Origin of the sequence: Calothrix sp. UHCC 0171 (assembly GCF_034931845.1) — a bacterium.
Classification (GTDB): Bacteria; Cyanobacteriota; Cyanobacteriia; order Cyanobacteriales; family Nostocaceae; genus Brunnivagina.
The window spans coordinates 24,122-50,985 of record NZ_JAYGHN010000031.1; the positions used below are offsets into that span (position 1 = coordinate 24,122).

At 38.4% G+C, this 26,864-nt stretch carries 26 protein-coding genes; 18 read left to right on the top strand and 8 right to left on the bottom strand.

Features of this window, described 5'->3' with window-relative positions:
• Window positions 1-118: 118 nt before the first annotated feature.
• From VB733_RS20345 to VB733_RS20385, 9 genes are read left to right on the top strand one after another with little or no spacing between them, the layout of a single operon-like run.
• A complete protein-coding gene (locus tag VB733_RS20345) occupies window positions 119-907 on the top strand; it encodes a hypothetical protein (protein ID WP_323341882.1) in 789 nt (262 codons plus the stop codon).
• Window positions 907-2,559 (top strand): TrbI/VirB10 family protein, encoded by a 1,653-nt coding sequence (locus VB733_RS20350; RefSeq protein WP_323341883.1) that lies wholly within the window; start codon window positions 907-909, stop codon window positions 2,557-2,559. The genes VB733_RS20345 and VB733_RS20350 overlap by 1 nt, the downstream gene beginning before the upstream one ends.
• 11 nt (window positions 2,560-2,570) lie before the next feature.
• The gene (locus VB733_RS20355; protein ID WP_323341884.1) at window positions 2,571-3,332 is read left to right on the top strand and encodes a hypothetical protein; all 762 of its coding nucleotides are present in this window, start codon (window positions 2,571-2,573) and stop codon (window positions 3,330-3,332) included.
• Between the two features lie 17 nt (window positions 3,333-3,349).
• Window positions 3,350-5,194, top strand: a complete 1,845-nt coding sequence (locus VB733_RS20360; protein ID WP_323341885.1) for a hypothetical protein — start codon at window positions 3,350-3,352, stop codon at window positions 5,192-5,194.
• Window positions 5,195-5,213: 19 nt separating this feature from the next.
• Window positions 5,214-5,783 carry a histidine kinase gene (locus tag VB733_RS20365; RefSeq protein WP_323341886.1) on the top strand — a complete coding sequence of 190 codons (570 nt, stop codon included), beginning with the start codon at window positions 5,214-5,216 and terminating at the stop codon, window positions 5,781-5,783.
• Between the two features lie 3 nt (window positions 5,784-5,786).
• Window positions 5,787-7,601, top strand: a complete 1,815-nt coding sequence (locus VB733_RS20370; RefSeq protein WP_323341887.1) for a type IV secretory system conjugative DNA transfer family protein — start codon at window positions 5,787-5,789, stop codon at window positions 7,599-7,601.
• Between the two features lie 9 nt (window positions 7,602-7,610).
• The gene (locus VB733_RS20375; protein WP_323341888.1) at window positions 7,611-7,940 is read left to right on the top strand and encodes a hypothetical protein; all 330 of its coding nucleotides are present in this window, start codon (window positions 7,611-7,613) and stop codon (window positions 7,938-7,940) included.
• Window positions 7,940-9,319 (top strand): hypothetical protein, encoded by a 1,380-nt coding sequence (locus VB733_RS20380; RefSeq protein ID WP_323341889.1) that lies wholly within the window; start codon window positions 7,940-7,942, stop codon window positions 9,317-9,319. Before VB733_RS20375 ends, VB733_RS20380 begins: the two co-directional genes overlap by 1 nt.
• Window positions 9,320-9,326: 7 nt before the next feature.
• Window positions 9,327-10,892, top strand: a complete 1,566-nt coding sequence (locus VB733_RS20385) for an AAA family ATPase (protein ID WP_323341890.1) — start codon at window positions 9,327-9,329, stop codon at window positions 10,890-10,892.
• Between the two features lie 32 nt (window positions 10,893-10,924).
• Here the strand turns inward: VB733_RS20385 and VB733_RS20390 are convergent, their stop codons facing one another.
• The 3 genes from VB733_RS20390 to VB733_RS20400 are packed head-to-tail and all read right to left on the bottom strand — an operon-like array spanning window position 10,925 to window position 15,668.
• The gene (locus VB733_RS20390; RefSeq protein ID WP_323341891.1) at window positions 10,925-11,944 is read right to left on the bottom strand and encodes a P-loop NTPase fold protein; all 1,020 of its coding nucleotides are present in this window, start codon (window positions 11,942-11,944) and stop codon (window positions 10,925-10,927) included.
• Window positions 11,941-14,295, bottom strand: a complete 2,355-nt coding sequence (locus VB733_RS20395) for a WD40 repeat domain-containing protein (protein WP_323341892.1) — start codon at window positions 14,293-14,295, stop codon at window positions 11,941-11,943. The genes VB733_RS20390 and VB733_RS20395 overlap by 4 nt, the downstream gene beginning before the upstream one ends.
• Window positions 14,292-15,668 carry an XRE family transcriptional regulator gene (locus VB733_RS20400; RefSeq protein ID WP_323341893.1) on the bottom strand — a complete coding sequence of 459 codons (1,377 nt, stop codon included), beginning with the start codon at window positions 15,666-15,668 and terminating at the stop codon, window positions 14,292-14,294. Before VB733_RS20400 ends, VB733_RS20395 begins: the two co-directional genes overlap by 4 nt.
• A gap of 226 nt (window positions 15,669-15,894) precedes the next feature.
• Between VB733_RS20400 and VB733_RS20405 the strand changes: the two genes are divergently transcribed.
• The 3 genes from VB733_RS20405 to VB733_RS20415 all read left to right on the top strand — a co-directional run bounded on the left by VB733_RS20405 (window position 15,895) and on the right by VB733_RS20415 (window position 17,092).
• Entirely contained in the window at window positions 15,895-16,185 is a 291-nt protein-coding gene (locus tag VB733_RS20405; RefSeq protein ID WP_323341894.1) for a TRADD-N-associated membrane domain-containing protein, read from the top strand.
• A 233-nt stretch (window positions 16,186-16,418) separates the two neighbouring features.
• The gene (locus VB733_RS20410) at window positions 16,419-16,796 is read left to right on the top strand and encodes a DUF4365 domain-containing protein (protein WP_323341927.1); all 378 of its coding nucleotides are present in this window, start codon (window positions 16,419-16,421) and stop codon (window positions 16,794-16,796) included.
• Window positions 16,796-17,092, top strand: coding sequence for a hypothetical protein (locus VB733_RS20415; protein ID WP_323341895.1), 297 nt, complete (start codon window positions 16,796-16,798; stop codon window positions 17,090-17,092). Before VB733_RS20410 ends, VB733_RS20415 begins: the two co-directional genes overlap by 1 nt.
• A gap of 80 nt (window positions 17,093-17,172) precedes the next feature.
• On the opposite strand, the gene VB733_RS20420 is transcribed toward VB733_RS20415, so the two are convergent.
• A complete protein-coding gene (locus VB733_RS20420; RefSeq protein ID WP_323341896.1) occupies window positions 17,173-17,652 on the bottom strand; it encodes an SRPBCC domain-containing protein in 480 nt (159 codons plus the stop codon).
• 20 nt (window positions 17,653-17,672) lie between these two features.
• On the bottom strand, window positions 17,673-17,996 hold the full coding sequence (locus VB733_RS20425) for a metalloregulator ArsR/SmtB family transcription factor (protein WP_323341897.1): 324 nt from the start codon (window positions 17,994-17,996) through the stop codon (window positions 17,673-17,675).
• A 131-nt stretch (window positions 17,997-18,127) separates the two neighbouring features.
• Here VB733_RS20425 and VB733_RS20430 point away from each other — a divergent pair, with 131 nt between their 5' ends.
• Complete coding sequence (locus VB733_RS20430; protein ID WP_323341898.1) at window positions 18,128-18,295, top strand: hypothetical protein; 168 nt, start codon at window positions 18,128-18,130, stop codon at window positions 18,293-18,295.
• Between the two features lie 16 nt (window positions 18,296-18,311).
• Here the strand turns inward: VB733_RS20430 and VB733_RS20435 are convergent, their stop codons facing one another.
• The 3 genes from VB733_RS20435 to VB733_RS20445 form a co-directional block, all read right to left on the bottom strand.
• On the bottom strand, window positions 18,312-19,118 hold the full coding sequence (locus tag VB733_RS20435) for a hypothetical protein (protein WP_323341899.1): 807 nt from the start codon (window positions 19,116-19,118) through the stop codon (window positions 18,312-18,314).
• 592 nt (window positions 19,119-19,710) lie between these two features.
• Window positions 19,711-21,315 (bottom strand): MobV family relaxase, encoded by a 1,605-nt coding sequence (mobV, locus tag VB733_RS20440; protein ID WP_323341900.1) that lies wholly within the window; start codon window positions 21,313-21,315, stop codon window positions 19,711-19,713.
• Window positions 21,316-22,241: 926 nt separating this feature from the next.
• Window positions 22,242-22,388, bottom strand: coding sequence for a hypothetical protein (locus VB733_RS20445; RefSeq protein WP_323341901.1), 147 nt, complete (start codon window positions 22,386-22,388; stop codon window positions 22,242-22,244).
• A 151-nt stretch (window positions 22,389-22,539) separates the two neighbouring features.
• Between VB733_RS20445 and VB733_RS20450 the strand changes: the two genes are divergently transcribed.
• From VB733_RS20450 to VB733_RS20470, 5 genes are all read left to right on the top strand, one after another.
• Window positions 22,540-23,652, top strand: coding sequence for a ParM/StbA family protein (locus VB733_RS20450; protein WP_323341902.1), 1,113 nt, complete (start codon window positions 22,540-22,542; stop codon window positions 23,650-23,652).
• Window positions 23,636-23,998, top strand: a complete 363-nt coding sequence (locus tag VB733_RS20455; RefSeq protein WP_323341903.1) for a hypothetical protein — start codon at window positions 23,636-23,638, stop codon at window positions 23,996-23,998. Before VB733_RS20450 ends, VB733_RS20455 begins: the two co-directional genes overlap by 17 nt.
• Before the next feature lie 104 nt (window positions 23,999-24,102).
• Window positions 24,103-25,002: a cobalamin biosynthesis protein CobQ gene (locus tag VB733_RS20460; RefSeq protein ID WP_323341904.1), complete on the top strand. Its 900-nt coding sequence runs from the start codon at window positions 24,103-24,105 to the stop codon at window positions 25,000-25,002.
• Entirely contained in the window at window positions 24,999-25,676 is a 678-nt protein-coding gene (locus VB733_RS20465; protein WP_323341905.1) for a DUF6753 family protein, read from the top strand. Before VB733_RS20460 ends, VB733_RS20465 begins: the two co-directional genes overlap by 4 nt.
• A gap of 21 nt (window positions 25,677-25,697) precedes the next feature.
• Window positions 25,698-26,849 (top strand): hypothetical protein, encoded by a 1,152-nt coding sequence (locus VB733_RS20470; protein ID WP_323341906.1) that lies wholly within the window; start codon window positions 25,698-25,700, stop codon window positions 26,847-26,849.
• The last annotated feature ends 15 nt before the right edge of the window (window positions 26,850-26,864 follow it).

Here is a 26,864-nt window from a genome sequence, read left to right on the forward strand (position 1 = left end):
ATAATCCAGAAGTCAGAATACAGAATTCAGAAGAATTAGTTTCATTTATCCTTGTAGTTCTGATAATGTATTACTTTTCATATTCTGATTTCTGACTCCTGAATTCTATTTAATATTTATGAACAATCTTAATTCGGAATCTCCTAAAAATAAACGGCTCAGATTTTTAAATCGTGCTTCTAAAAATGTTTCCACTGGTGAAGCTCTAGCGCTGTTTGCTGTTGGTACTTTTGGACTACACCTAATTACATTTTTTATTTTGATATTAATCTATGGTTCCTACTCCCAACTCAATAAAAAGCCAATTCCAACTTTGGTGCAGTTAGAGACAGGTTCTGCTATAAAAGTTGCACCGTTGGGAAATCGCGATCGCACCCCACAAGTTATTTCTCGTTTCGTCTCCGATACCATGACTTTGATGATGAATTGGTCGGGAAATTTGCCACCTAGCAGCATCGAAGAAAACACAAAACCTAAACCCGATAAGGGAATCAATATTGGGGAGCGGGGATTGAGAGGAAATAGAGTTACATCGGGAGCGTGGCAAGCTTCTTACGCATTGTCGGAGGATTTTCGCAAAGAGTTTTTAAAAATGTTGGCATCGATGACACCACCGGGGGTTTTTAAAGGCTCGACTCAGGTTGTTTTGGTTCCGCTTTCAATTCAGTCACCGATAAAAATTGAAGAGGGGAAATGGAAAGTCAAGATGATTGCAAACCTGACTGTTTTCGATAGGGGGAATAATTTAGGCGAGGTGATTCCCTTTAATAAAGAGATATTCGTTCGAGCCGTGGAAGCTCCCGAAAGTCCAGCAAATATCGGTGGGTTGGCAGCAGTAATTTATCAAGTTCGTGCGAGTGGTTTGGAAATTTATGCTATTCGTGATTTACCCCAGGAGAATTTATAATGCCGGAACAAGAAGTTGAGAATAATGAATTAAATAATAATTGGGATGAGGCGAGTTTTGCGAAATTGTTAGGCTTGAGTGATGAAAACCTGATAGATAATAAAACTAATTTTATCCAATCAGAGGAATTATTAGAAGAGGAGATAAATAATCCAAACCAAAATCCAGTCGCTCTTAATGAATTATTTGATGACCCTCATCTAGGTAAAACCCAACCAACTTTTTATGGAAATCCCTTTGCAAAATTTGGTGCAGTTGGGTTGGTAATGATCGTAGTATTTGGTGCTGGTGCGACAGTTTTAAATAGTATTATGTCCGGTAAACCCAAGGTTGCACCGACAATTGCGAATAGAGAAACAAGTAAACCAAAAATTGAAATAGCTGATAACTCTCAAGAAGCAGAAACAGGGAAATTAAAAGCAGAATTAGCACTTTCTACTCAAGCCGAAAAAATTAAATCAGTAGAGCATTCCCAAAATCGTAAACCTACAATTGCTCGACCTAATGCTATAACTAAAAAGAAAAATGTACCTCCCACCGTCGCACCAAGAGAAATACCCAGACAGCAAGTTGCATATATTCCACGTTCAATTCCTCAAAGAATTAGCTATCAACCTCAACGAGTGAATTATGAATATCCTCGCGCTAATTATCAACCACGAATTCGACCTGTCGCAAATAAAGTGAATTCTGCGTTTATTCCCAAAGCTTTACCCAAACAAGACGATATAAATTCAATAGAACAATGGAGAAAAATTAGTAGTTTGGGAAGCTATGGAAGCGCAGAACTCGCAACTATTTCTAAAACGAATCTTCAACTAGCAAATACTTCTAATTCCGACTTTAACGAGCAACAAATACCCAATATTCCTCGTGCAACTTTAGTCTCAGCAACATCAAATCAAAATCAAATCGTTCCAACCGTTGATGATTCTAATTTGGAACCACTCCACGATGAAGAAGCATTAATTATCGAAAATCAAAACACACCACAATTAACAATAGGTACATCAGTTAGTGGTAAATTAATTACCCCAATAGTTTGGGCAAATAATCGTAGCAATAATACTAAACAATCGAATGACCAACAACAAACAGATAAATTTATTATTCAAGTTTCTCAACCTTTAAAAACTGAGGATAACGCTATTATTCTCCCGAAAAACTCGCAGCTAATAGTCCAAGTTAAGGATATCCAAAAATCCGGATTTATCGAACTTGAAGCAACGAGAGCGGTGATTAATGGAAATGAATATGTGCTACCTGAAGGTGCGATCGCAATTCGAGGTAAATCAGGTCAACCTTTAATTGCATCCTCTTGGGGTGATAAAGGTGGAGAAATTGCTGCGCGGGATGTTGAAACCTTTGCGGTTGGTTCTTTGGCAAAAGTTGGTAAGGTTCTCAATCAACCCAAGGAAGAACAAACTTCAACGAATAGTGGTTTTGGTGATACGAGTTCCTTTTCTTCAATTAGAAGAAATCGCTCGAATATTTTGGGAGCAGTTTTGGAAGGGGGATTTGAACCTTTAACCCAACAAATTCTCCAGCGCAATCAACAAGCATTGCAAGAAATTCAACGAAAGGAAGATGTTTGGTATGTCAAAGCTGGTACTGAGGTTCAGGTATTTGTAAATCAGACATTTCAGTTTTAGGTGAGGTTGTAATGGGTGGCAGGTTATTTAATCATATAACTATCATTTGTTTAATATCTTTACCACTTATCGATTTATCAGTGGTAAATGCTGCTGAAATTAGACAAGGTGTAAAGCAAATTTCCCAGGATATTGCAACTGGAAATAGCTCTGACAAGATACCACGAGTTGAATTATCACCTGGATATGGGGTGAATATTTCTTTTATTAAAACTGGCGAAATTGTTGAAAAAGTTTGGTTAGATAATCCAGCGATCGCATCCCTAGACGTTGATGGTTGTTTGAGTGGTTTATCTTCGCAGTGCCAACAATCAGGAGCGACAGTCATACATTTACGAAAAATTAATCGCTTAAAACTGCCTCAATTACCGGGTACAAATACAAGCTTGCTGACGGTTGTGACAAAAGGGAAATCTCAGAGACAAGTTTATTTATTCCAAGTTATAGCAGGGAAAAATAAGCCGAACTATCACACATTAGAAATTTTACCCAACTCCAATCTAATACGCGAATCAACAATTTATTCAAACATTAATAATAATCAATTACAACAAATAATTAGAGGAATAAATATTTCCAGACAACAAGGTTTAATTTCTGATAATTCCCGATTATGGAAGCGGATAGAACAGTTTTTAAGCAATGTGCGTTCTGGAAAATTAATTAATATAGCGGCTCGTGATAGTGGAATTTCAATGCAACTAATTAATCGGCTAGTCGAATTAGGTAGTGATGGCAATACACAGCAAAATTTTATCAATCACTCTAAATAATTATTGAGGAGGAAATCATGAAATCCACCGGAAAAATATTCATAAAATTTACAGGATTGAGACTGTCATTATTAGTTGCGGGTGGAATTATTCTATTCCCACAACAACACAGTATGTCGAACCCTCCAACAACGCAATCGCAAATACCCACGGTTAATTGGCAAAATACTCGTTTACCCGACTGGAATCGAATTACTTTCTCGAATATGCCAGCAATTAGCGAACCTGGTTCTTTCCAAGCACCTCAAAATGTTGTCGATAAACTTGGATATAATCCTTCTCGTAGTTGGAATGCCGGACAAAAGCCAGATTCATTTACAATGTTGGGTGATTTTCAAGATTCATTCAAATTGCAGAATTTCTCACTGACTGATATTTCTAAAATTACTAATTTAGATTTAGAAAAAATTAGCTTAAATAATTTTGGCGTGATTAAACTTCAAACATTAGATAGTTTGGTCAAAGCTATCCCAGAGTTAAAAGACTATCCTATTTCTCAAGTCAAACCAATTTTTGATTTATTGACGCAAAACTTATCAACCTCTTTCGCTATAAATCAAACCATTGGTAATTTACTCAAACAATCACCACATTTGGGTAAATTAAGCTTTGATGCGCTGAATTTAAAGTCCTATAATCTCGACTCAATCCCTAATTTAATAGCTACTCCTGTGGCAAGTTTTGATAAATGGCAAGGTGTATATATTTCGGAAATCCCCGGACTCAATAAAGTCCCATTTTCTCAATTTCCCAATCCCATCAACCCAGTTGGTACAGAAGTTGGGATAGTTGATGTTGCTTTCGCGACTGACGAACAAAAACGAGATAAAACGATTTCTGGAAGCAACAAGGAAGGTTTTGCAGTACCCTGTGAAAAAGACTGCGCTCATACCGAATTATCGGGTTCCCCTGCGGTACACGGAAAAGCATGGATTAGCGGAAAGTACCAGTTAGTAAAGGGTGGAAGGGGGATTTTAGGTTCGGTTAATGCTGGGAAAGAACCGACGGGAAGAAATCTGTTTGGAGATGCTTTCAAAGTCGCGGTTTGGGATGTTTCAGAAGTTGATGGAATGATTTCCCAATCGTTATTTTTCCGAGTTTGTATGCGGAATAATCTCGTCGATTTAGGATGCACCCCCTATTTTATCGGTCCGGTTCCGTTTATGACATACAGGGAGAAAGAGCCGATATTTTTAGGCAGGATTGATAGCGATAAAAATTCTATTTCTAGTCCTACAGGGCTAAAAAGCAGTGGTTTTCGATTCAATAATTCTCCGATTACTAGCAATAATGGTAATGATGCTGTCGCTAATTTAATCCCAGCATCAAAAGAGAATTGTAGAAATATGCATGTGTCTGGTACAAATATTGATGCTCTGAGTTCGGCTTTATCAAACACGCAAAATAATTATAATTTTGTTGGCAATTATGTATGTGACTCGAATGGTAATTGCGGACGTGCTATTGGTGCAATGCAATTTATGTCGTCGAATCCCGATGTCCGAAAAATTATTGTAAGTAAAGCTGGTGGTCAGGAATTTTTATCAAAGTTAGATTCTGGAGAACAAATTACTGGTGAGGAAATGACACAATATTTCTCTCCCTCCGAGCAACAAACTTTAATCGATTCCCAAACTAATAATTTATTATCTACGGCATCGCAACAAATTGACCCGATTACCGGGAAAGCATTTACTGGAGAAAGATTAATTGAACGTGCGGCTCAAATACAGTTTGCAGGAACAAATATTACGATCGATTCCCAAGCTATTAATCCTAATGATGCCAAAACGGTTAAAGAGTATGGAGAAAAAACCAAAACTAAATACACGCAAAATTTACAATCCATGAATTGTTTGTAATTTTAAATTTATATTTACCATGCTGAGAAATATTGGTAAAACTTCAAGCATTCAACTTGGTAATCATCGAGTTAATATTTTAACCTTATTTGTTGTAGCAAGTGCATTTACTACTTCATTTTTGATTGTATATCTATCTCCAAATAGCAAGTCAAAAGGTTGGCAAGATGCAGATAATTTTGCACCACAGCCTTTATTAAAAACAGTTTTATCTCAAAAATCTATTCATCATCTTGATGCTTCATTGATTAAAATCTTAAAAATTCCCTCTCGTGGTGGTGGTAATCTATATATTTTCGATTATCGCTCTCCTAAACTTTGCGGAAATGCTGGATGCTTGTACTCTGTTTATAACGAATCGGGAAATATACTCCTAGAATTTATTGCTAATCCCTATTTACCACGGAATGAAAATCTAATTCAAGCAACTAATATTGATAATGATGAATTTCCCTGCTTGATAATTACCCAATCAACAGAGCAAGAAAATATTGTTTCTCTAACTAAATATTGTTATCAAAAAGGTAAGTATATACGTTTGGATAAATCTCTAACAGAAGTCGGCAAAAGCTTGGAAAGCAAGGATTAATTTATGTCGAATTACTCTCAAAATCAGCCAGCGAATTCCAGCTTACAAATCGAGAGACTACCTAATTTGATGAAATCCCAATCTGGTTTGACGTTACTCGCTTGTTTATGTGTAATCGCTCTCTCAAAATTCTTCTCTATAAGCAATCATAAAAATAAAGTTGCTACTAGCTATTGGGGTGGTAGAAAGGAAAAATCAAAAGCCACACGTAAAGCTAAAACCCAGATAGCCAAACCAACTCGTAACTCTGTTGCACTTTATATTGGAACCCCTCATGATGTACAAAGCAATATCGAAAATCAATGGTATCGATCGGGTTTTATCAAAAACCAACCCAATAATTTTCCTTCCTTATTTTCTGCAAATCCAACTCTATACGTCCCCGATGCACAAAGGGGAATTGCAGTAATTGGTGCAGCTGGTTCGGGTAAAACATTCTCAGTAATTGACCCGTTAATTCGTAGCAGTTTTGACCAGGGATTTCCCATGTTGCTCTATGATTTTAAATTCCCAGCACAAACCAAACGCGCTGTCGCTTATGCGGTAAAACGGGGATATACGGTCAAAATATTTGCACCAGGATTCCCTGAAAGTGAAACCTGTAATCCTCTTGACTTGCTTCGAGACGAAGAGGATGCGATCGCTGCTGGACAAATTACCCAAGTTATCTCACGCAATTTCGATCGAGGTGGAAATAGTAGCAGTGATAAGTTTTTCGAGGAAGCAGGGGATTCGCTAGTTGAGGGAATTTTGCTCGTAACAAAGGCGATCGCAACTCTAACTGGGGAGGATAAATACTGCGATTTGATGATGGCACAGGCGATTTTATCGTTACCAAATTTACCAGCGCGACTCGAATTAGCATCCAAAGAAAAGCTCAAAGTTTGGACATCGCGACCATTATCTCAGCTAATCAGCGTCAAGGATTCGGAGAAAACAGCCGCATCAATTATTGGAACTGCACAACGCATGTTTCAACGTTTTCTCAAACGGGATTTTGTTGGTGCATTCTGCGGGAAAACTACCCTACCACTGGATTTGGATGGGAAACAATTGATTATTTTTGGATTGGACAGGAACAACAGAGATATTGTCAGTCCTCTACTCGCGGCAATTCTACATGCGATTGTGACACGCAATATCACCCGGACTGTAGCACGCAAAGACCCTCTGATTGTTGCGCTGGACGAATTACCGACGTTCTATTTACCAGCACTCGTCAATTGGCTAAATGAGGGACGCGAGGATGGGTTTGTTGGGATTTTGGGGTATCAAAATATCGCCCAGTTGGAGAAAGTGTACGGAAAGGAGGTTGCACGAGCAATCCTGGGTGGTACTGCGACTAAATTTATCTTTAATCCTCAAGATACAGAGTCGGCAAAGCTTTTCAGCGACTACTTGGGTGAGATGGAAATTAAATTTCACTCCAAATCGCAAAGTACAGGGAAAGGAGGTAGTTCTCGCAGTAGTAACGAACACCATCAGAAGCGACATTTATTAGAACCCGCACAGTTTGCCAAAATGGGAACGGGTAGAGCGGTGGTCATCAATCCAGCTTACACCCGTGGGGCGGAAGCTTATGTTCCTTTACTGCAAGCGATGAAAGTCCCGAAATCCGATATCGAAGAGATGAATTGGTCGGAAAGTAAATGGGATTTTATTCGAGAAAAATTGATTCAAAATAATGGAATTCAAATTAGCGATAGGGAGCGTTCCCAACAGTTTTTAGAAAGGAGAGAATTAGCAGAACAATTATTCCCAATGCCAGATGATAGAGAAAATATATTATCGCCAGAAGATTTGAAAAGTGTATTTTAGAGAGTAATTATGCAAACTATTAAACTTAATTTAAGTTCCAAAACATCATTATTATTGTCGCAATATCCAGAATGGGTAGAAAGAATTGATCGAGCTATTAGTCAAGAACCTTTCAAGATAGGTTATTCTTCGCATATTGTTGAAGTATTTGACCAACATGGATTACTCGCAGGTAGAGTAAATGGCTGTTTCTCTTATGAATCGACACGCGAACCCGAACAAGAAAGCGAATTTATTGCTTGGTTATTAGATGGAGAATTAGCTTTATTTTATGTTGGCTCCGAACTAATAATTAACCGTCTGCAAATTCTAGCTACAGCGTTTGGAGAGTTATTGTGATGCCAGATATATTTGTAGTGGATGCTAGTGATGCAAATTCGATACAACAGCGTTACGAGCAAGTAATTGAAATGTTGCTGCAAGCATTATTGGATGCTAAACAAGATAATGCAAAAGAAGGGTTGAAAATATTTGATGAGAATAAATTGGTGTACGGACGAGACAATAATCAATTTCGTGATGAAATATCGGGTTTATCAGGTCAATTACTAAATCCGCAATTGATTAACCAATTACAGCAATTACGCTCTACTCGAGTTGGAGAAGTTATTGAGGGAGCAACGAGTAAGCGAGTAGAGTTGAATGGAAAAGTAATTTTACAGTCAGATAAGGATGGGAAGGTTGTTGTTAATGAACTATTGAATCAAACATCTGTTAAGGATACAAATCAAGAAAAAATTGAAGAGTTTAGCCAGCGAGAACATATCAACAGTCAAGACAAACTTATTTACCCAGACTTTTCGTCAATCGACAATAATCAAAATAAGCAAATTGACAATCAAACTGAAATCTCAGGTGCAATAAGAGTTACTGAATCATTAAAAAGCTTAGAGGATAACCCCTTAAAGACTTTATTAAATGCAGAATTAAATCAATTACAATCCGAAATAAAAGCATTACAACAAGAACGCAATCTATACCAAGAATTAATTCAGCAAAGGTTAAACCAGCCACAAAATACATCGTGGTGGCAAGACTTAAAAAACAAAGCTTCTGTAGTGATAACCAGCTTTACTTCTGCGGTAAAAATCGGAATCCACGAATATCAAAATAATTCCACTCAACATCAATTCGCAGCATCGATTAAGAACTTATTCCACCTGCAAACACAACCAGGGGAAACCCAATACCAAACCGATAATTACCAAATATCTCGTAGTGGTTCGCTCTATGAAATTAAGGAGTCTGCAACGAACAAGCAAATAATGCAGTTCCAAGCGAATCCTTTGGGGTTAAAAGTTGAGATAAGTAATTTAGAAATGCATCATATTGAGGATTTGACAACATTACAAACATCGCTACAACAAAATCATACAATTCCCAACTCTTTTGCTCCAGTTGGAAGACAAGAAGCAGAATATTTTGCTCGTGTTGAGAGGATTAGTAATGCATTAATACAGTATGCAGTTACCCAACAAAAGGAAGTCACAATTGATGGTGCTTTTTCCTATAAATGGCAAGCAAATACTAATGGTGATGTGCAGATTGAAGCTAAAGATGGACGAGGTAATTTGCTTGAAAAAGTAGGAGGAAATGTAAAGAGTAATATGAGCGATCGCGATTTAATTTACTTCGAGCAAATCCTACCTAAATTACAAACAAGCACAAAGAAAGTAGCCGTAAATGCTCTCAAATCAACTAATCATCAAGAAAGGTAATAAATCTATGAAAACGCTATCTGATTTAAACTTGCTAATGGATTCTGGTGTGCCAATTATCTGTATAAACACACAAATCCAAGAACGAATGAATCTACTAGGAAAAATCTATGTCCAATGTACTGCTCGCAAAGAGATTCCAGTATATTTATGGACTGCGGCTTGGGGATGCTTGAAGCTAATTCGATTTGGGTCGAATCGTCAAATTGATTATGTGAATATAAATACTCAATTCCAAAACCTATTTACGAGTTTAGAATATCTACTCGATTCCCAAGAAGCTGGAGTTTTCTTATTTGAAAATTTACTATCTGTAAATAACGTAGATGCTCATAAAATCGCGTCCCATCTTACTAATCTCTATTTTGAATTAAGGAGCAATAATACTGGTAAACATCTGATTATTATTTCAAATGATACGACCCAGCTACCCGATAGTTTAAATCGTTTAATTCCTTCTATCACCATGCCATTACCAAGTTATGGTGATATTTCTGATATCGTTGATGACGTTTTACATGCATATTCGGAGTTTTATAATTCCGATAATTCTATATTAGTTAATGCCGGAAGCGGCTTAACTCAAGAAGAAATTCGCTTGGGTTTAAAGCTAGCATTGAATTCTTGTAATAGTCCAACAATCGATTTCCTAGCTACAAGTTTACTTCAATATAAAATCAACCGTTTTCGTGCTTTCAATCTCAACTTTATTGCTAAATCAAATACTCCCGATTTTGGTGGTTTGGATTTGCTCAGAAAGTATATCGAAAACGTCAAATATGACTTTTTACCCCAAGCGCGAGATGCAAATATTCCCCTTCCCAAAGGTTGTTTGTTAGTCGGACCACCGGGAACGGGAAAAACTTTGGCTGCGAGTGCGATCGCAAAAATCCTCACTTTCCCCCTAGTAAGTATTGATACCGCAGCAGTTGTTGCAGGTGGTACAATTTATCTCAAGCAATTACTCGAACGGGTGGAAGCTTGCGCTCCGGTAGTTTTATACTTTGACGAATTAGACAAGCTTTTTGCTGCATCCAATGAGCCGGGGGAGGATATTAGTTCCCGGCAGGTTTTAGGGACATTATTAACTTGGTTGCAGGATAAAACAAGTATGGTATTTGTCGTTGCAACCTTGAATCGACTCGATTCCTTACCTCCAGAATTAACCAGGGTAGGGAGGTTTGATGAGATATTTTATGTAGGATTTCCCCAAGCTCACGAACGCAAGCAAATTTTGATGCTGCATTTGGCTCGATTTGATGAGCGTTATAAAAATGACGATGTGCTGACAACAAAGGAATGGAGGATAATTCTCAATCAAACAGTTAATTGTACTGGTGCGGAATTAGCACAGATTGTTGAGAAAGCAGCGCGTGCTTTATTTTATCAAGCTAGAGAAATGGAAATTGGATTGCAGGAATTGCTGGAGCAACGGGAAATGATGGTTCCTTTGTATATACGGGATACAGATAGGATATTGGCTATTGAAAATCGTGCTAAATATATTTGTCAGCCTGCTTCGAGTACCGATACATCGGAATTTGCACCTGTTATTACTTCCTTTTGGGGATAAATACCTTCTCAATCAACAGGGAAAGATTTATCCTAACTCAACTTTGCCGCTAACCAATCACGAAAGTTAGGATGATACAAACTGTATCGGATTTCCTTGTCTACTTGATGCTGTTGTAAAAACTCAAACCAATTTTCCAAAACTTCTTCGACATCGAATATATCTGCATCAAGAGTTGGTGGGTTTGTGTGGTGAATCTTTTCCAGTATAGTACTTGCTGATATCCCGTCATCTTCAGCAGTTGCGAGAACCTGCAATATTTTCATGGTAATATCTGTGAAACCCTCACATTGCATTTTCTGCCAATGTTCGCTAAAAGCTTGCTCATCATCCCAGTTTTTTAAGTCATGTTGAGATAAATCGAGAATTTGGGATGGTGCTTCGATTAATAAACCGGATTTTTCGGTTTTGAAGGGGCGACGGGTAAGGAGGAAATAAACACCTTGGGGTAAGTAGCGGGGGAGATATAACAGGTTTGTTCCTAGTGGTTGATTATTGGGGTTAATTGTATCTAGTGCATCAATGGCAATTATTAGTTTTTGGTTGGGTGCGAGTTCGTCGCTAATTTGTTGGAGTAATAATGATAAAAACCAACTTCCTTCCGTTGCATTATAGGGAAGTATATGCTCTTCATCGTAATTTTTAACCCCTCTCCAAACCTCTCCCCCACAGGAAGAGAGGCTTTGAATTTCTCCCCTTCCCTTGTAGGGAAGGGGTTGGGGGTTAGGTCTGTCAATTTCCTTTACCCAACTAGAAATTTCCAATTGAGTACAAACATATTTGAGAAATTCTTCAGCAGCATTTTTATTTTCTATTTGAGCATTGTAATAAACAATTTTAATATCTGGATTAGAATTATAACTAGCAAAAAATTGAGCGAGAATAGCACTTTTACCGCTACCGGGAGAACCAACGATGGTGAAATAACCCCGGTTATATTTGTGGATAAAATCGTTAATTGCAGTGAAAATAAATTCGCAATTAGTAAAATTTTGGCTTTTTTCTAATATTATTTTTTGAAATTGGAAATCTAATTGAGGTGGGGTGTTCATGACTGTACCTCAATATTTTCTAATTTGAGGAAATGCACCTTTCCCGATGCATCGCCTGCAACTATTGTTACACTGTCGGGAGAAATCCCGCAGCAACCTATACTACTTTCCCCTGTAAATGTAGCGATTTCCTTCCCTGTTCCTAATTCCCAGATTTTGACTGTATTGTCCTCAGAACCAGAAACTAAATATTTCCCATCGCTGCTGAGTGCGATCGCACGAACCGAACCACTATGACCAATAAGAGTACGAATTTCCTTCCCTGTTCCTAATTCCCAGATTTTGATTGTTTTATCATTGGAAGCAGAAACCACATATTTCCCATCGCTGCTGGTGGCGATCATATAAACCGAATTACTATGACCAGTTAGGATGCGAATAACATTACCTGTTCCTAATTCCCAGATTTTTACTGTTTCGTCCTCAGAACCGGAAATAATGTATTTACCATCGCTGCTGAGGGCGATCGCATTAACCCAATTACTATGACCAGAAAGGGTACGAATTTCCTTTCCTGTGGACAATTCCCAGATTTTGATTGTTTTGTCATCAGAACCAGAAACTACATATTTCCCATCCTTGCTGAGGGCGATCGCACTAACCGAACTACTATGATTGGTCAGAGAGCGAACTTCCTTCCCTGTTCCTAATTCCCAGATTTTGACTGTTTTGTCCCAAGAGCCAGAAACTAAATATTTACCATCGCTGCTGAGGGCGATCGCACTAACCGAACTACTATGACCAGAAAGGGTGCGAATTTCCTTTCCTGTGTACAATTCCCAGATTTTGATTGTTTTATCATTGGAAGCAGAAACCACATATTTTCCATCGCTGCTGAGTGCGATCGCATTAACTGAACTCCTATGACCAGAAAGGGTGCGAATTTCCTTCCCTGTTCCTAATTCCCAGATTTTTATTGTTTTGTCATCAGAACCAGAAACTACATATTTCCCATCGCTGCTGAGGGCTACTGCATAAACTTCACTACTATGACCGGTAAGGGTATGAATTTCCTTCCTTGTGGACAACTCCCAAATTTTGACTGTTTTGTCCCCAGAACCAGAAACCAAATATTTACCATCACTGCTGAGTGCGATCGCACTAACCGAACTACTATGACCCGTAAGGGTGCGAATTTCCTTTCCTGTGGAGAATTCCCAAATTTTGACTGTTTTGTCCCCAGAACCAGAAACCAAATATTTACCATTGCTGCTGAGTGCGATTACATTAACCCAATTACTATGACCAGTCAGGGTGCGAATTTCTTTCCCTGTTGCTAATTCCCAGATTTTGACTGTAGTATCCCAGGAAGCAGAAACCACATATTTACCATCGCTGCTAAGTGCAATTGCACTAACCCAACTACTATGACCAATAAGGGTGCGAATTTCCTTGCCTGTGGAGAATTCCCAGATTTTAACTGTATTGTCACCAGAACCAGAAACCACATATTTGCCATCGCTGCTGAGTGCGATCGCACTAACCCAATTACTATGACCAGTAAGGGTGCGAATTTCCTTTCCTGTTAATAACTCCCAGATTTTTACTGTATTGTCCCAGGAAGCAGAAACCACATATTTGCCATCGCTGCTGAGTGCAATTGCACGAACCGAACTACTATGACCAGTAAGGATGCGAATTTCCTTTCCTGTTAATAACTCCCAGATTTTTACTGTTTTGTCAACAGAACCAGAAACGACATATTTACCATCGCTGCTGAGTGCGATCCCATTAACCCAACTACTATGACCAGTAAGGGTGCGAATTTCTTTCCCTGTTGCTAATTCCCAAATTTTTACCGTTTTATCATCGGAACCAGAAACTGCATATTTACCATCGCTGCTGAGTGCAATTGCACGAACCCAACTACTATGACCGGTAAGGGTGCGAATTAAAGGATTTCCAGGAGGTGTGAGAGAACCTGTGAGGCAACGTGAGCAAGTCTTATTAGTTTGCGATATCTGCTCTAATAATTTGTTGATTAAATTTTGCTTTTGAAAGTACCACAAGCGTCCTGATAATTGCCCAGCTACTTGACTTTTATCATCACTGATTATGGGGAAAGAGCGAAATAAAGCATTGGAAATAATTTTGAGCGATTCTATTATTTCCAAATTGTATTCTGGATGATTTGCATATTCGGTATTCTCGATTAGGTTATAATCTTCAATCAGTGTCTGTATGCCAAAGTTACAATGATGAATTTTTGCTTCAATAAAATCATAATCACTCAATAAATTAAAATATTTATGAATATACCCACCATCTAACAATAAACGCGGGCTTTCACCTAGAAAATGTTCAATTTCTTCCGATGATTTTTCTGCCAACCAAGCACGAAGGTTACTCATAAAATCAGCCCCTCTGTCATATTATTGGCAACTTCAGCGCTAATATCAGGTAAATTCACCCCCGCAGCTTGGACAATATCGCGACGATGCAAAAAATCTCGAAAACTCTCGTGATAAAAGCGATAACGGGGTCGTTGATAACTTTCCTGTTTCTGTAGAAATTGTGCCCATCCATCCAGAACTTCCTGCACAGTCAATGCATTCTGCTTAGAATATTTAGCAATCACTTCACGGGAAGCAGCACTACGCAAAGCACACATGACATAAACAATTTTGATTTTATTTTTCGGTAAAGGTTTAGCTGTCATCCCCATAATATGCCAGTGGTTTTCATAATATCCTTGCAAACCCACAGGCAATTCATCCAAAGGTTTATCATTATAATAACCATCAGCAATCGCGGGTAAAATACACCGTAAATACATAAAGTTATTTTCACTTTTAACAGCGATTGTCTCGACAAAATCATGATGAGAAATATGATTTTGCTTTTGAATCCATTCAGCTAAACCCTTCTGATATTTACCATCGCTCAATAATTCCCAAATATACTCCTTCACATCCTGCACACTTTCTTGGATTTTCTCTCTCAAATCCAACTCTTGAGTGGCAATACTTGGGGAAAGATTCAACCTTTTCTCGTTTTGATTATAGGGTCTTCTGGTGAGGATAAAATAAACACCGTCGGGGAGAATCGTTGGTAAATATAATATATTTGCTGTTCCTTCCTGTTCAACTTCATCTAGCGCATCCACAACAATAATTAATCGTTCTCCAGTGGATAATTTTTCCTTTGCTTTAGTCAATAAAGTTGATAAATCTGCATCAGCGACATCTGGCAACTGGAAACGAGCAATTAACTGTTGGCGAATCTTCTTCAAAAATAATTCGGGACGATTAGTTCCCTCAGCACGAATATTAAAAAAGCAAATTGTTTCTGGGTTATCTAATACATACTTTGCAGAAATGGCACTTTTCCCCATCCCCGCATCACCAATAATAGTGAAATAGCCATTTGGGTGATTTTGTAAGAAATCCTCAATCGCATCAAATACAAATTTTCTTCCACAAAATAGCTGTGTTTTTTCGTAAATTAGCCGTTCAAACTCTGCTGGTAGCTGCTGTTGAGGATACCAGTCTTTCGCGTCAACTATATCTGTAGGTTCAATTTTCAGAACTTTGGCAATATTCTTAACTGCTTGTCGTTCAACCCCGTTTGGACAATCCTTAGTACCAAGTAATCGTTTAATGGTATCAATCCCAACTATTGCCTGCCGTGCTAACTCCTCTTGAGTTAACTTAGCTTCCTTATAAGCTTGTTTGAGTCTGGCTTTACCTTCCTCACTCGATCGCACTTTATCAGATTCACGCATTGCCGTAGCTGAGTATTGATACTTGTATATAAACAATAGCGAATTAGTTGTTTCCCGAACTAGGGCAGATAGATTTTCTTTACTTCCCCATCTGCCCTAAATTACTACATAGCAACAGGGCAAACACTCAACACAAGGAAAACCCATTTGCCCTGGTACGTATTTTTTCGTGTAAGTAGGATACCAATATCACGAACTAACAATACAAAAATTTCGGAGAGTCACTATGCTGTTTAATTTTTTCAAACCCCAAAATAACGACGACAACAGCGATATCAAAGAAGAAATCATCCGCGAATTATTGCACATGACACGTAAAAGCTACAACCTCGCATTAAGCATTACTGCTGCATCTGCCTTAATGACTCTCTTTGGTGTTGGGCTTTTTTATTTCAACAAAGTATCTGAAGCCAGTCTCACAGCATCAGGTGGAGTATTGACAACTTTAGCCAGCGTTCAACATAGCAAACAGAAAAAGGAAGAACTCTGCGAGATGTTAAATAAGCTGTCAGAATAACTTTGACTGTAAGCTTTTTCGGTTAGTGGACTTTACAAGTGAAGCTAACCCAAAACCTTTTCAGGTATTATGTAAAATTACACCGAGTTTTTGTAATTTTGTGTTAACCGAACCTCATATTCTTGAATCATTAAGTCGAGCCTATATCCGAGCAGTAGCTTCTTAATGCAGGCTTAAATCTTTCTATCCGCGAATACGATTATGGGGTAGATGGTAACTTTGACGAAATAGCTATCCGCAACAATCGACGGGTAGAATCAGGCTTTTCCCTGAGTTTCCAATTAAAAGCTTCAACCCAATGGCAACGAGACGAAAATACTATCACCTACGACTTAGAAGCTAAAACTTACAACTATTTAGTTATTCGTCGCAATTTTCGCATGGCTGTACCTTGCATTCTCATTCTATTCGCCTTACCTCCAGATTCATCCCAGTGGCTAACATACGACGAGGATGAAATGCGTCTGCGTGGAAGTTGTTATTGGGAATATATGAGCGGTAAACCAACCACCAATCGCCAAAGTGTTATAATTAGGATTCCTAGACAACAACGGCTAACTCCAGAATCATTGTTAGGTTTAATAGAGAAGGTAAAAACGGGAGAGTGGTGATGGTGCAGCAAATTTCAACAGAGGAATTACAAACCCACTCTCTCCAAATCGATGATATCGTTAGCTATCTCCAGAAAAATGGTTGGCAAATATTAAACCATCCTAATCCCCGTTTATTGGTATTCCAAGGTGACAAAGATGATGCAGGTAATCCCATCCAGCTTGTGTTACCTAGCCAAAACAGTTTTGAAGATAGCGATCGCCTATTAACAAAAGCAATAAATTTACTAGCAGCGATCGCACAAAAACCCCCACAAGAAATTATCGACGCGATCGCTGACGGTAAGCTTCGCTAACGCTCAAATATCTGCTAAGTTGACTCTCTTGAATTGCCAACCTCCAATCAAGATCGATCCTTTGGGGAAAAAAATTGTAATTAATTATCCGGTTCTAAAAGCTTGCCGAGAGCTTCAACGCCCTGTCGCCAACCATCTTCCATGCCGCTTGCCACCATACCATCACGATCATCTTGACTCATTGCTGTACTATGTGTGCGAATCTCAGTCGTATGTTCGTCAATAGCTACAAACTCAGCTTTTTCCAACATGACATGCCCACGTTCCGGCATCCCCAAGAATTCAAACGTTTGCACAATCCGTTCATCCTTAGCGACTTCATGAAAACAGCCAGCAAACTCATACTCGTTCCCATCTTCTGATTGCTCGGCAACGTGCCAACCCCCACCGTCTTTACAATCGAAGTAATACACTTTCATCGGATTCCCACGACCCCACCATTTTGTGAAGAGTTCCTCTTTTACATACGCCTCGAACACCCTTTTTAAGGGAGCATTGATTGTGACAATACCCAAGATATTTTGTGAATTTTCTGGGACAGTTACCTTCAGATGTGCCATATCCTTATTTTCCTCAGTTGTTACTGCTCTTCTAGTAGTTTCTCCAACGCACTGAAGCGAGAACTCAATAATTTTTCATACTCGCTGAGATATGCGGTGACTACTTTGATGGTTTTTGGCTGAATCTGGATAATTTTCTTCTTGCCCATTCGACGCTTGGTAATGAGTCCAGCTTTCTCCAAAATACTAATGTGCTTCGCGATCGCAGCCAAGGACATGGCATAGGGTTCCGCGAGTTCGGTGATAGTATGCTCTGCTTTCCATACCCGTTTAAGAATGTCTCGTCGTGTCACATCGGCGAGGGCACCAAAAATTTGATCGAGGGCAACATTTGATTCAACCATATGGTTGAATGATAGAACTTGATGCAGTTATTGTCAAGCGGCTTAAAGTTGAGGGTTTACAGAGGATAGATAGCGAAGCTAGCACATCACAACACTGGCGACGGTAATAATACTCACTTCGGATAAATTTGGTGCGCTTTGATTTCCACGAAGCTTACCTACACAAGATATTTGGTTCCTTCAGAATCAAAGACCTTGAGTTTGTTAGGCGATCTGCCGCAGACGGCAGCACTTTGCGATCGCGAAAAATCGATTGGGATACAAAAGTCTTGATCGCTTCCTTGGCTAAAAGATGGTGATATTTATTCACATTTGCTACTTATTTTCAGAAATAGCCCTAGCAATCAGTGCTTCAATCCCTTCCCTCGCACAAGCATTGAGAAGCGCGATCGCTTTTCGATTACCCCTTTTAGCAAAATATCCCCATATTGACAACCAATCTTGCAGGGACAGAGCATACATACTTTGAAACTCTCGTTTAACTCTGACTCGACACTCAACTATATCTCTGGAAAGTCTTAAATTCGCCAAAGATTTTGCCTTCTTGGGTGAGTCATGAATAAACCAATCTGCACTTCGGTTTATACACCTGAGTCCTTCGCGATAATCAATACGATATTCTCCAGAGTGCAAAACTAAAACCTGCAATTTGATATTTGCATCAAATCTAACCTGAAGTGATTCGCCAGATTCGACCAGATAATTACCAGTAAAAAAATAACAGTTAAGAATAGGATTTGATTCGGATTCACTATCGGATAACTCTCGGATTAAGCAATACCAATCATCACAAGACATTTTGAAGTGATGCTTCTGCAAATGACCTTGTCTCAAAAGAGTAGATAGGTAGATTGCTGCGACTGAGAGGGGATAAACTCGCATTAATCTGCCATTTCCAACTCGAACAATATGTGTTTCTAGCCGACGCGATTCAATAAATTTTTGCACAGCTTTCTTCGACCGACCAACTAACAATGCCATTTGGCGATAGCTCATCAATTTTTGTCCATCTGGTAATTGGTAAGTCCTCCAAATATTGCCGGAAAAATGCCAATGGGAATAGGTAACTTTGGGATATCTAATGGGTTTTGGGTCGGTTTTTATGTTTTTTGATTGCTTCATAAAGCACCAACTGAAAACTTAGGTCAACAATAGGGAACACACACTAGAAAAAATGAGGTGATAGATGACACCCAAAAATCGCTGCAATGATAACGAATCCGCAGACAAACTTTATACAAATATTAAAATTGCTTTAAGCTAGTTCATCCTAACTTAAAAATCAATTTACTTAACAATCACTATGAGGCAAGATTAATTTATTCCTATAAAGTAAAATTAATTGAAGTAACTACGAGAAACATTATTTACATTAATTGTTCTATTGCTTAAAAGTATATACTGAATAAATTTGCCTAGTCTTTGAATTTTATTGGTTCTATTCCAGCAAATATGCTGTTAGTTGCTGTCTAAAAACGTCTATATTTAAGCGTGAAAGACTAGGTAAAAACCAACTTAATATTCTTGATTTTCCTATAGTCACTACTTTTCACCAATTTTAAGAGGCTTTGAATCTGAAAATAAGAATCAGTGGGTGGTCAATTTATTAACCTTGCATACTGAATTTTGTTAAATTCCCAAATTTCTAGTTACAAAACAGCAATTATCAAGCAAGTAAGTATGTCTAATATATGAAAAAGCCACATTGAAGCTATCATCTTCCAGACAATTGGTCTGCATTGAGTGAGGGTATTACAAATTGTTTGCTTGCCTGGGGTAGAAGTTGTTTGACTTTGATAAAACTTTGTTCGGATGGAATTGCAACGACGACTTTGGGAATTTTTTTGAGCAGTTCCAAAGGTAATGGTGCGCGGTTGTCATCCCAAACGAGATAAATTGTTCGCTGTTGGTGGGGTGCGTTTTTGGAAATTGCTTTTAGTGCATCGATGGGGGAAGAAACTAAAATCGCAATTTGTCGTGACTTATTAACGCTTCCAACGCTCAAATGAAACCAACCACTCGAACGTCTGCTTCCTGGGTACATCTGAAACCGCTTGTTATTTTCCCCGACTAATAAATAAGCCCCTGTTGTTTCTCCATCTAAATTTCGAGCGATAAATACTCCATATCCCCCATCGTCTGCATATATCAAACCTCTTTGTCGCAAGGTTTGAGAAAGTTGAGATGGAATTAAATATTGTTGACTCAAATAATTTTCTAATTCTTGCCAACGGGAAGGGGAATCAATGGGTGGAATAAATGCTTGTGGCAAAGTTTGCCTAACAATATTGATGGCTTTGGAAATTGTATGATTGCGAACTGCTTGCAGAGTCTGGATTTCACCAAAGCGATCGCGCAACCAAATCACCGCATCATTGAAATTACAATTATTTGTCTGTATTACCAAATCAATCGCATCGCCACAAAATTGATCGTTAGGGCTAATTCCAAGTTCATAAGCGATCGCTTCCAATGGTAAATTTTGTTTTACATCGATGGTTTTAAATCTCTCTAGCTCTAGTTCCAGCTTCTGCCGCAATTCTTCGCTTCTGGCAGCAGTTTCTTTCCATTCGGCTTTTTCTTGAAGGATGCGCGATCGCTCTGAAAGTTGACAGTTGATTATCTCTAACTGGGGATTCAATAGCTCGATTAGCCTTTGTCTATAACTTTCACCGCTTTCTTGGGGTTCTGATTGGGGAATCATATTTTCCCAGTCGAGAAAGTGGGAGCTTTGGTTAACGGCAGAATAATATTTCCTAACTGTCTCGTGGGTTGCCACACTTCCCTTCACGCCACGGATAATTCCCAAATGGGCAACCGCAGCAGCAAAACTATCCTGCAACTCATACATTTTTACTCTTGTTCCAAACAGAGCTTTACAATTGAGCTTGCCCCGCTCATCCAACGGTACGAGATATGCATGGATATGGGGTGTCATTTCATCTAGATGTAGCTCTGCTTGAACAATGCGATCGCCCCAAGACTTTTTTAACCATTTAACTACTGCATCGACAAAATTATTCAAACGCTGTTGTTCGTAAATTCCACCTTTGTGTGGTGCATCGGGACGGAAATATTCTGGACTCGCACTCAACAACATTTCTACTGCTAATACTGCATCGGAGCGAATTTTCTGCGAGCCAATTTTTTCCCGCACTAAAGTTTCTAAATTAAGGTTGGTAATATTGCCAATTATTTCTAAATTTTTGATTTCCGGGTTGGCATTCGGTGTATCAACTAGTCGGAGTGTGTGAGATTGACTACGACTCAATGCTCCCCAGGATTTGATTTTTTGGATTCGACAAACTGCAAAAGGCATGATTTTTTTGACTAATATCGTGATTTTGGGGTAGAAGGCAGGAGGCAGAAGGTAGAAGGCAGAGGGCAGAAGGAATAAAATACATTTTTGCCCTCTATCTTGAAAAGCTTTGTGGACGGTTTCCATCCACACAAACTTTCCTCTGCCACAGGGTTTAAAGCCCACGTCAGTTGCTTTATGCCGGGAATCCTCGCACGCAACTTCTCTCCGTCCACCGCACTGCCTTCTAAATTTATTTATGGGATTGCCTCCTTAAATTCTGTTACTACATCTAGTTAATAATGGGTGAAAAGGAAATTTTTTAGCAATTTATCATTGAAAAATATAATTAATTTGCTAGTTACTATTACATATTGGTATGGTCAAAAAAAGTCAATTTCCAAAAATACCTAAAAATACCCAATAAATCTATCTTTACACTGAAAGAAAAAATAGTATTTTATAAATCAGCATCTTATGTGTAAAGACTTAAACAGCTACATAAACAAAAGACACAATAAACACATAGCTTTTTGAAATATTAGAATTAATACGTAAAAACAATTTTGTCCACTAGGTCAAATACTTTATTTGAAAGGATTTATACTACACAGTCTCAATAACACCCAATAAGTCAAGAGCATGATTTGTAACATCTAATTTGCTCTGTCGTTAGGCAGATGTGCAAGCTCATGTTGGCTATTGAAATTAACCCTGCTTATTTGTTAATAAGTTAGTAAGTGTTTTACCTGTGAAATGACTCGAACAAAAAGGGGCTAGAAAAATGTTGTACTTATCAATTCAACTTATCAAAAAAATCATCTTTCAAGAACAATTATTCGAGAATAAAGAACTATCCCGAATATTCACTCATCTATCGCTCATATCTGGATTGTTCGATTTAATTACAAGAGAAAGGTGTAATGCGTTTCACCAACTTTCACCAACTAAATATCACTAAATAAATCACTGAGATTCGTAATTTGAACGTAGATTCTTGATTTTTGTAAAAATCTGCTACCGATAAATTTATCGTCAGCGATCGCTAAACCTTCTACTTCAAGCACCATCCACGTTAGAAGGATTTGCATCATCAAAATAATTAAAAGGATTAACAAGGAAATTTAAACTTGAAATCTCTACAACTTCGATAAGTTATATACATAATCAACTTGCTTTTTCCTGGATTTAGCTTCAATTCCCTGAAATTTCCTCTATCTTTATCACTCAAATATTATGGGTAAAATGGCTCAACGAAGACATAAATATTCTCCGGAATTAATTTTGGCCCTGGACTTTGGGGGGAGTGCGACTAAAGGAATTTATTCCACCCTCGAGATGATGATTCTCAAGCCATTATTGATGGAACCAGAGGTGGTCAAGATTTCTCCCGATTCGAGCATTGATGGAATCCTGGGAGCAACAGACCCAGAAAATGCTGCATGGATAAATTATCAGGGTCAAACCTTTGCTGTCGGCTATTTGGCAAAAACTAAGTATTATGGCAACGAGGGATTGAAGGAACTCAAATACGAGCGAGCAGTAGCGAAAACATTGGCTGCAATTTGGGTGATATCGCAAAAACTGAAATTGGGTACAAAATTTCGAGTTGCGTTAGTCTGCTTGTTACCACCGGGGGAATTTGAGAACAAGGAGAGTTTTCATCAACAACTCAAAACTGCACTCGCAGACTTCACCACATCCACGGGGAGAATGGGTGTGGAATTATCCGAATTTAATTGCTTACCTGAAGGTGCGGGGATTTATTTGGCTTACCAAAAGCAACAAGGGAAAACCATCAACACAAAAATAATCGCATTTGTCATGGTGGGTTACAGAAATGCATCGGTGTTAATTGCAGAGAAGGGAATCATTAGCGCAGATGGAAAGACTTCAGATTTGGGAATGATTCGATTGTTAGACAAAGTTGTAGCTAGAACTTCCGGACAAACTGCTTCCCAACTTGCTCCTGCGATAGTTGCGGCTGGGAGTGATATCGCTTGCACTCCATTTTTAAAGTTGATTAGAAGCATTAATAAGACAAATAAACAACAGGAATTAATGCAAATTCAACAGGCTGTAAAGTTTGCTAGGAGTGAATATACTGCTGTACTCACAAGTTGGTTAGACCAGGTAATCTCCCGCAATGGAATTACAGAAATCTTATTTTGCGGTGGAACTGCGGATTATGTGAGAAGGGAATTAAATTCCCATTACCCTGGAATACCTTGCTTATGGGGAGTTGGAGCGGATATTCCCCAACAGATTGATAGTTTTGGCTTGGGAAGTCGATTGGCTGATGTCTACAGCGTGTTTTTGTACTTTTGGGAAAAACTAAATCATGGACGAACAAATTGATTTTCGCTGGCGTTATCAGCCATGTAAAGAAGCCGATATTCGGCTGATGAGATATATCCAATCAAATCCAATTCGAGCAAAAAGCGACATAATACTTGTTGCAATTCGTTCTTTTTGGTTGCCTCATGCCATTATTGCTAATTCGAGAGATAAGAAAAAGATTCAACCCCTTGCGAGAAATTGTATCCAATCACTCAAGAGACAAGCTCAAGAAATTAGCGAATTAGCAGGATTAGAAGAATCTTACGGGATATATACAACACATAGCGATTCCCTACGGGATAGCTTCACTTACCGCTCGAATAATTCTGTTTACGATGATGGTGGTTTGAGCAATTTTTTGTGATTTTTTATTTGAAGAATAAATCGATTTGAGAGATAAATCTGATGAGAAAGAAGAAAAGCATAACTAAATCTTTAAGTCAGGAGAATTTAGAGGAGACTCAAAACATGTCTATTGAACAACAAGAAAAACCAACTATCGAATTAGAAGAATTCCCAACAAAAACGGAAATTGAAGATTGGCAGCAAGAAATTGATGGAAATGTATTAGTTGAGGAAAAATTAGTAACTGTAAGCACAATAGATCAAAAACATGAGTCTTTACCTAAAACGTCGGAAAATAGCTTTCTCGCGTTCAAAAACAATAAGTACAAACGACCAACGACAATTCATATTATCGATGGGGAAAAAGGGGGATGTGGTAAATCTTTTATTTGCCGAGCCTTTATAGAATATTGTCAAGCAAATGCCCATGACATGGTTATTGTCGATGCAGATATTAGCAATCGGGATATTGATAAAATTTACCCAAACGTAGAAATGGCGTTCTTTAGTGATGATGAAAAGCAAGCTTATGAGGCAGATAAAATATTTGAATTTGCCTTTACCAAGTCTGTATTAGTTAATTTACCAGCCCAAGTATATGGAAATGTGACTAACTGGATTCAACGCAATGATTTAGTTAGTTTAGGAGAAGAGTATTCCATCAATTTTACAAAATGGTTTGTTTCGACAGGGGGAGTTGATTCTGTAAATTTTTTCCTCAAATCCTTAGATGATTTTGGCGATGATATTACCCATGTATTTGTGAAAAATTACGGTTTATGCGATGACTGGGAATATGTCGAGACAATGCCAGAATTTTTGGATGCGGTTCAAAAATATAACTTCTATGTGGTTGATTTCCCTAAATTCCCTTGTTGGGAACGCAATACAATCGACCGTTTATCTGTCACCTTTACAGATGCAATTTTGCGCCCCGAATTAAAGATTGTATCAAAGCAAAGAGTTAAGAATTTTCTCAAGTTTGCTTACACTGCTTTCGCAACAACGGGTTTAATTGAATGAGTACACCTCAAACCCCCGATGATTTGTTGGCTGAAGCATTGAGGGGAAAGAGCGAAGATTTTAAACGACGGATTTGGGATTTTGTTTCAAAAACTGGATTATCCCAGGATGACCCATTATTCCTTGTTTTAGTCGCGACTGGACAATTGGAAGTCATGTTGTCGGATGCACCGCAGACTTTACAATTGCTGTTTCAAACCTGGAACAAAGATTTAGCACACAATTTAGAGCAAGTTGAACAAGTTGCGATCGCACGTCAAAAGGTTGCAATTAATCGCGCAGTTCAAGAACTAATTCACGAATCTTTATTACGTGAAGGTCGGAACATTATTAATTCGGTTTTTCCTGCAACTGTTGTCTTCTTTTTCATCTTTGCGATTGGTTTCATATCAGGTGTATCAATTCCTCCTTGGTTAAATGGGATATTGTCTGGGGGATATACCAAAGTTCAAGCTAAGACCTTGACATGGAATGAATTAGAGGCAATGAAATGGGCTGTATCTAGCGAAGGGAAATTTGCCAGAGACTTAATGAATTGGAATCGCGGGTATTTGGATAACAGGGAATGTATTAAAGATGTTCAAAGACTAGGTGTGGTTTTATCCCAATACAATCGCAAAGCAAAGTCAGGATTTTGTCTTGTTTGGGTGACTCCACCGGATAAACGAAAATAAAATACGAAAGGTAAATTGTATATGGTTGCCACTACAATCTATCCAACAACTTACACAAAGCTCGATAATTTGGTTGATGCAACTGCTTCGATTTTAGAGCAAGCATTTGCGATCGCATCCCAAAAGCAAGAACTTTCACACCAAGAATATAAGAATTTACTGAGTACCATTGGCTGGAGTTTACGGGAGAGTAAAATCTATTTGAAGGTTGCGACTGCGTTTTCCAACTTTGCAGCCAATGATTTGAAAGAAGTCGAGCCACATACGATTTTTGAGTTGGCGAAACACGCTAAAAAATATAGCCAAGTTATCGAAAGCTTGAAAAATTGCAGTCATATTACTCAAGAGAAAGTGCGTGAATTAATTTCAGCCCACCGCACCCCCACGCAACCAAAACCAGATAAGCCAACGATTTGGAAAACAGGTAAGGACGGTGAACCTGTCTGTCGAATTCCCGACATCATGGAAGAGGATATGCAAACTGGTGGCATTATCCAACAAGAAATGGATGCAAATGGCACTTTTCCCCAAACCCTAATTCGAGAAGCGATCGCATTATGGAATGATGTTAAACAAGGGAGATTGGTTGTTGTTGGAAATCAGGTGAGTAAAGAAGATGTAAATAAAAGTTCTGAGCAAGATAATACCGATGGGGATAATGCTCAAAATATCTGTGAGTCAAATACTTTAATTGCAGCTAATTCCACTTCGGAAAGATTGGATATTTTGGGAAATCATCATAATGCGATGCCCACAATATGTACAGATTACAATCAGAGACTAAATGGCTCGCAAACTGAAAATTTAGCAAAAACCGATGCTATCACAGAAGAAGCTAATTATCCCCAACCATTAATCTCCGATATCACTGCCATATCTGACTTGCCAACAACAAATGGTTTAATTAACTTAGAAAATCAGAATACATTGCCATCATCGGAGCAGGAAAAAATAAAGCAATATCTGAACATAGATGGAGATGAAATTAAGAAAATTGCACTCAAAATCGATGATATGGTGATTTGGAAAAAATGCCCACCTCAATATCAGTGCTGGCAACCATTCCAAATCCAAAGAATCGAAGGCAATATGGTCAAATTAGATTTACTTAGCTACTTAATTCCTATTGATGAATTAACCAAATTACCAGAAGAAGATGGTAAAAATCGATGAATGATAAAATCTGCT

Bases quoted from the DNA above. Each gene is read 5' to 3' on its own strand.
- VB733_RS20345 (WP_323341882.1), top strand. From the start codon at position 119: ATGAACAATCTTAATTCGGAATCTCCTAAAAATAAACGGCTCAGATTT.
- VB733_RS20350 (WP_323341883.1), top strand. From the start codon at position 907: ATGCCGGAACAAGAAGTTGAGAATAATGAATTAAATAATAATTGGGAT.
- VB733_RS20355 (WP_323341884.1), top strand. From the start codon at position 2,571: ATGGGTGGCAGGTTATTTAATCATATAACTATCATTTGTTTAATATCT.
- VB733_RS20360 (WP_323341885.1), top strand. From the start codon at position 3,350: ATGAAATCCACCGGAAAAATATTCATAAAATTTACAGGATTGAGACTG.
- VB733_RS20365 (WP_323341886.1), top strand. From the start codon at position 5,214: ATGCTGAGAAATATTGGTAAAACTTCAAGCATTCAACTTGGTAATCAT.
- VB733_RS20370 (WP_323341887.1), top strand. From the start codon at position 5,787: ATGTCGAATTACTCTCAAAATCAGCCAGCGAATTCCAGCTTACAAATC.
- VB733_RS20375 (WP_323341888.1), top strand. From the start codon at position 7,611: ATGCAAACTATTAAACTTAATTTAAGTTCCAAAACATCATTATTATTG.
- VB733_RS20380 (WP_323341889.1), top strand. From the start codon at position 7,940: ATGCCAGATATATTTGTAGTGGATGCTAGTGATGCAAATTCGATACAA.
- VB733_RS20385 (WP_323341890.1), top strand. From the start codon at position 9,327: ATGAAAACGCTATCTGATTTAAACTTGCTAATGGATTCTGGTGTGCCA.
- VB733_RS20390 (WP_323341891.1), bottom strand. From the start codon at position 11,944: ATGAACACCCCACCTCAATTAGATTTCCAATTTCAAAAAATAATATTA.
- VB733_RS20395 (WP_323341892.1), bottom strand. From the start codon at position 14,295: ATGAGTAACCTTCGTGCTTGGTTGGCAGAAAAATCATCGGAAGAAATT.
- VB733_RS20400 (WP_323341893.1), bottom strand. From the start codon at position 15,668: ATGCGTGAATCTGATAAAGTGCGATCGAGTGAGGAAGGTAAAGCCAGA.
- VB733_RS20405 (WP_323341894.1), top strand. From the start codon at position 15,895: ATGCTGTTTAATTTTTTCAAACCCCAAAATAACGACGACAACAGCGAT.
- VB733_RS20415 (WP_323341895.1), top strand. From the start codon at position 16,796: ATGGTGCAGCAAATTTCAACAGAGGAATTACAAACCCACTCTCTCCAA.
- VB733_RS20420 (WP_323341896.1), bottom strand. From the start codon at position 17,652: ATGGCACATCTGAAGGTAACTGTCCCAGAAAATTCACAAAATATCTTG.
- VB733_RS20425 (WP_323341897.1), bottom strand. From the start codon at position 17,996: ATGGTTGAATCAAATGTTGCCCTCGATCAAATTTTTGGTGCCCTCGCC.
- VB733_RS20435 (WP_323341899.1), bottom strand. From the start codon at position 19,118: ATGAAGCAATCAAAAAACATAAAAACCGACCCAAAACCCATTAGATAT.
- mobV (WP_323341900.1), bottom strand. From the start codon at position 21,315: ATGCCTTTTGCAGTTTGTCGAATCCAAAAAATCAAATCCTGGGGAGCA.
- VB733_RS20445 (WP_323341901.1), bottom strand. From the start codon at position 22,388: ATGATGCAAATCCTTCTAACGTGGATGGTGCTTGAAGTAGAAGGTTTA.
- VB733_RS20450 (WP_323341902.1), top strand. From the start codon at position 22,540: ATGGCTCAACGAAGACATAAATATTCTCCGGAATTAATTTTGGCCCTG.
- VB733_RS20455 (WP_323341903.1), top strand. From the start codon at position 23,636: ATGGACGAACAAATTGATTTTCGCTGGCGTTATCAGCCATGTAAAGAA.
- VB733_RS20460 (WP_323341904.1), top strand. From the start codon at position 24,103: ATGTCTATTGAACAACAAGAAAAACCAACTATCGAATTAGAAGAATTC.
- VB733_RS20465 (WP_323341905.1), top strand. From the start codon at position 24,999: ATGAGTACACCTCAAACCCCCGATGATTTGTTGGCTGAAGCATTGAGG.
- VB733_RS20470 (WP_323341906.1), top strand. From the start codon at position 25,698: ATGGTTGCCACTACAATCTATCCAACAACTTACACAAAGCTCGATAAT.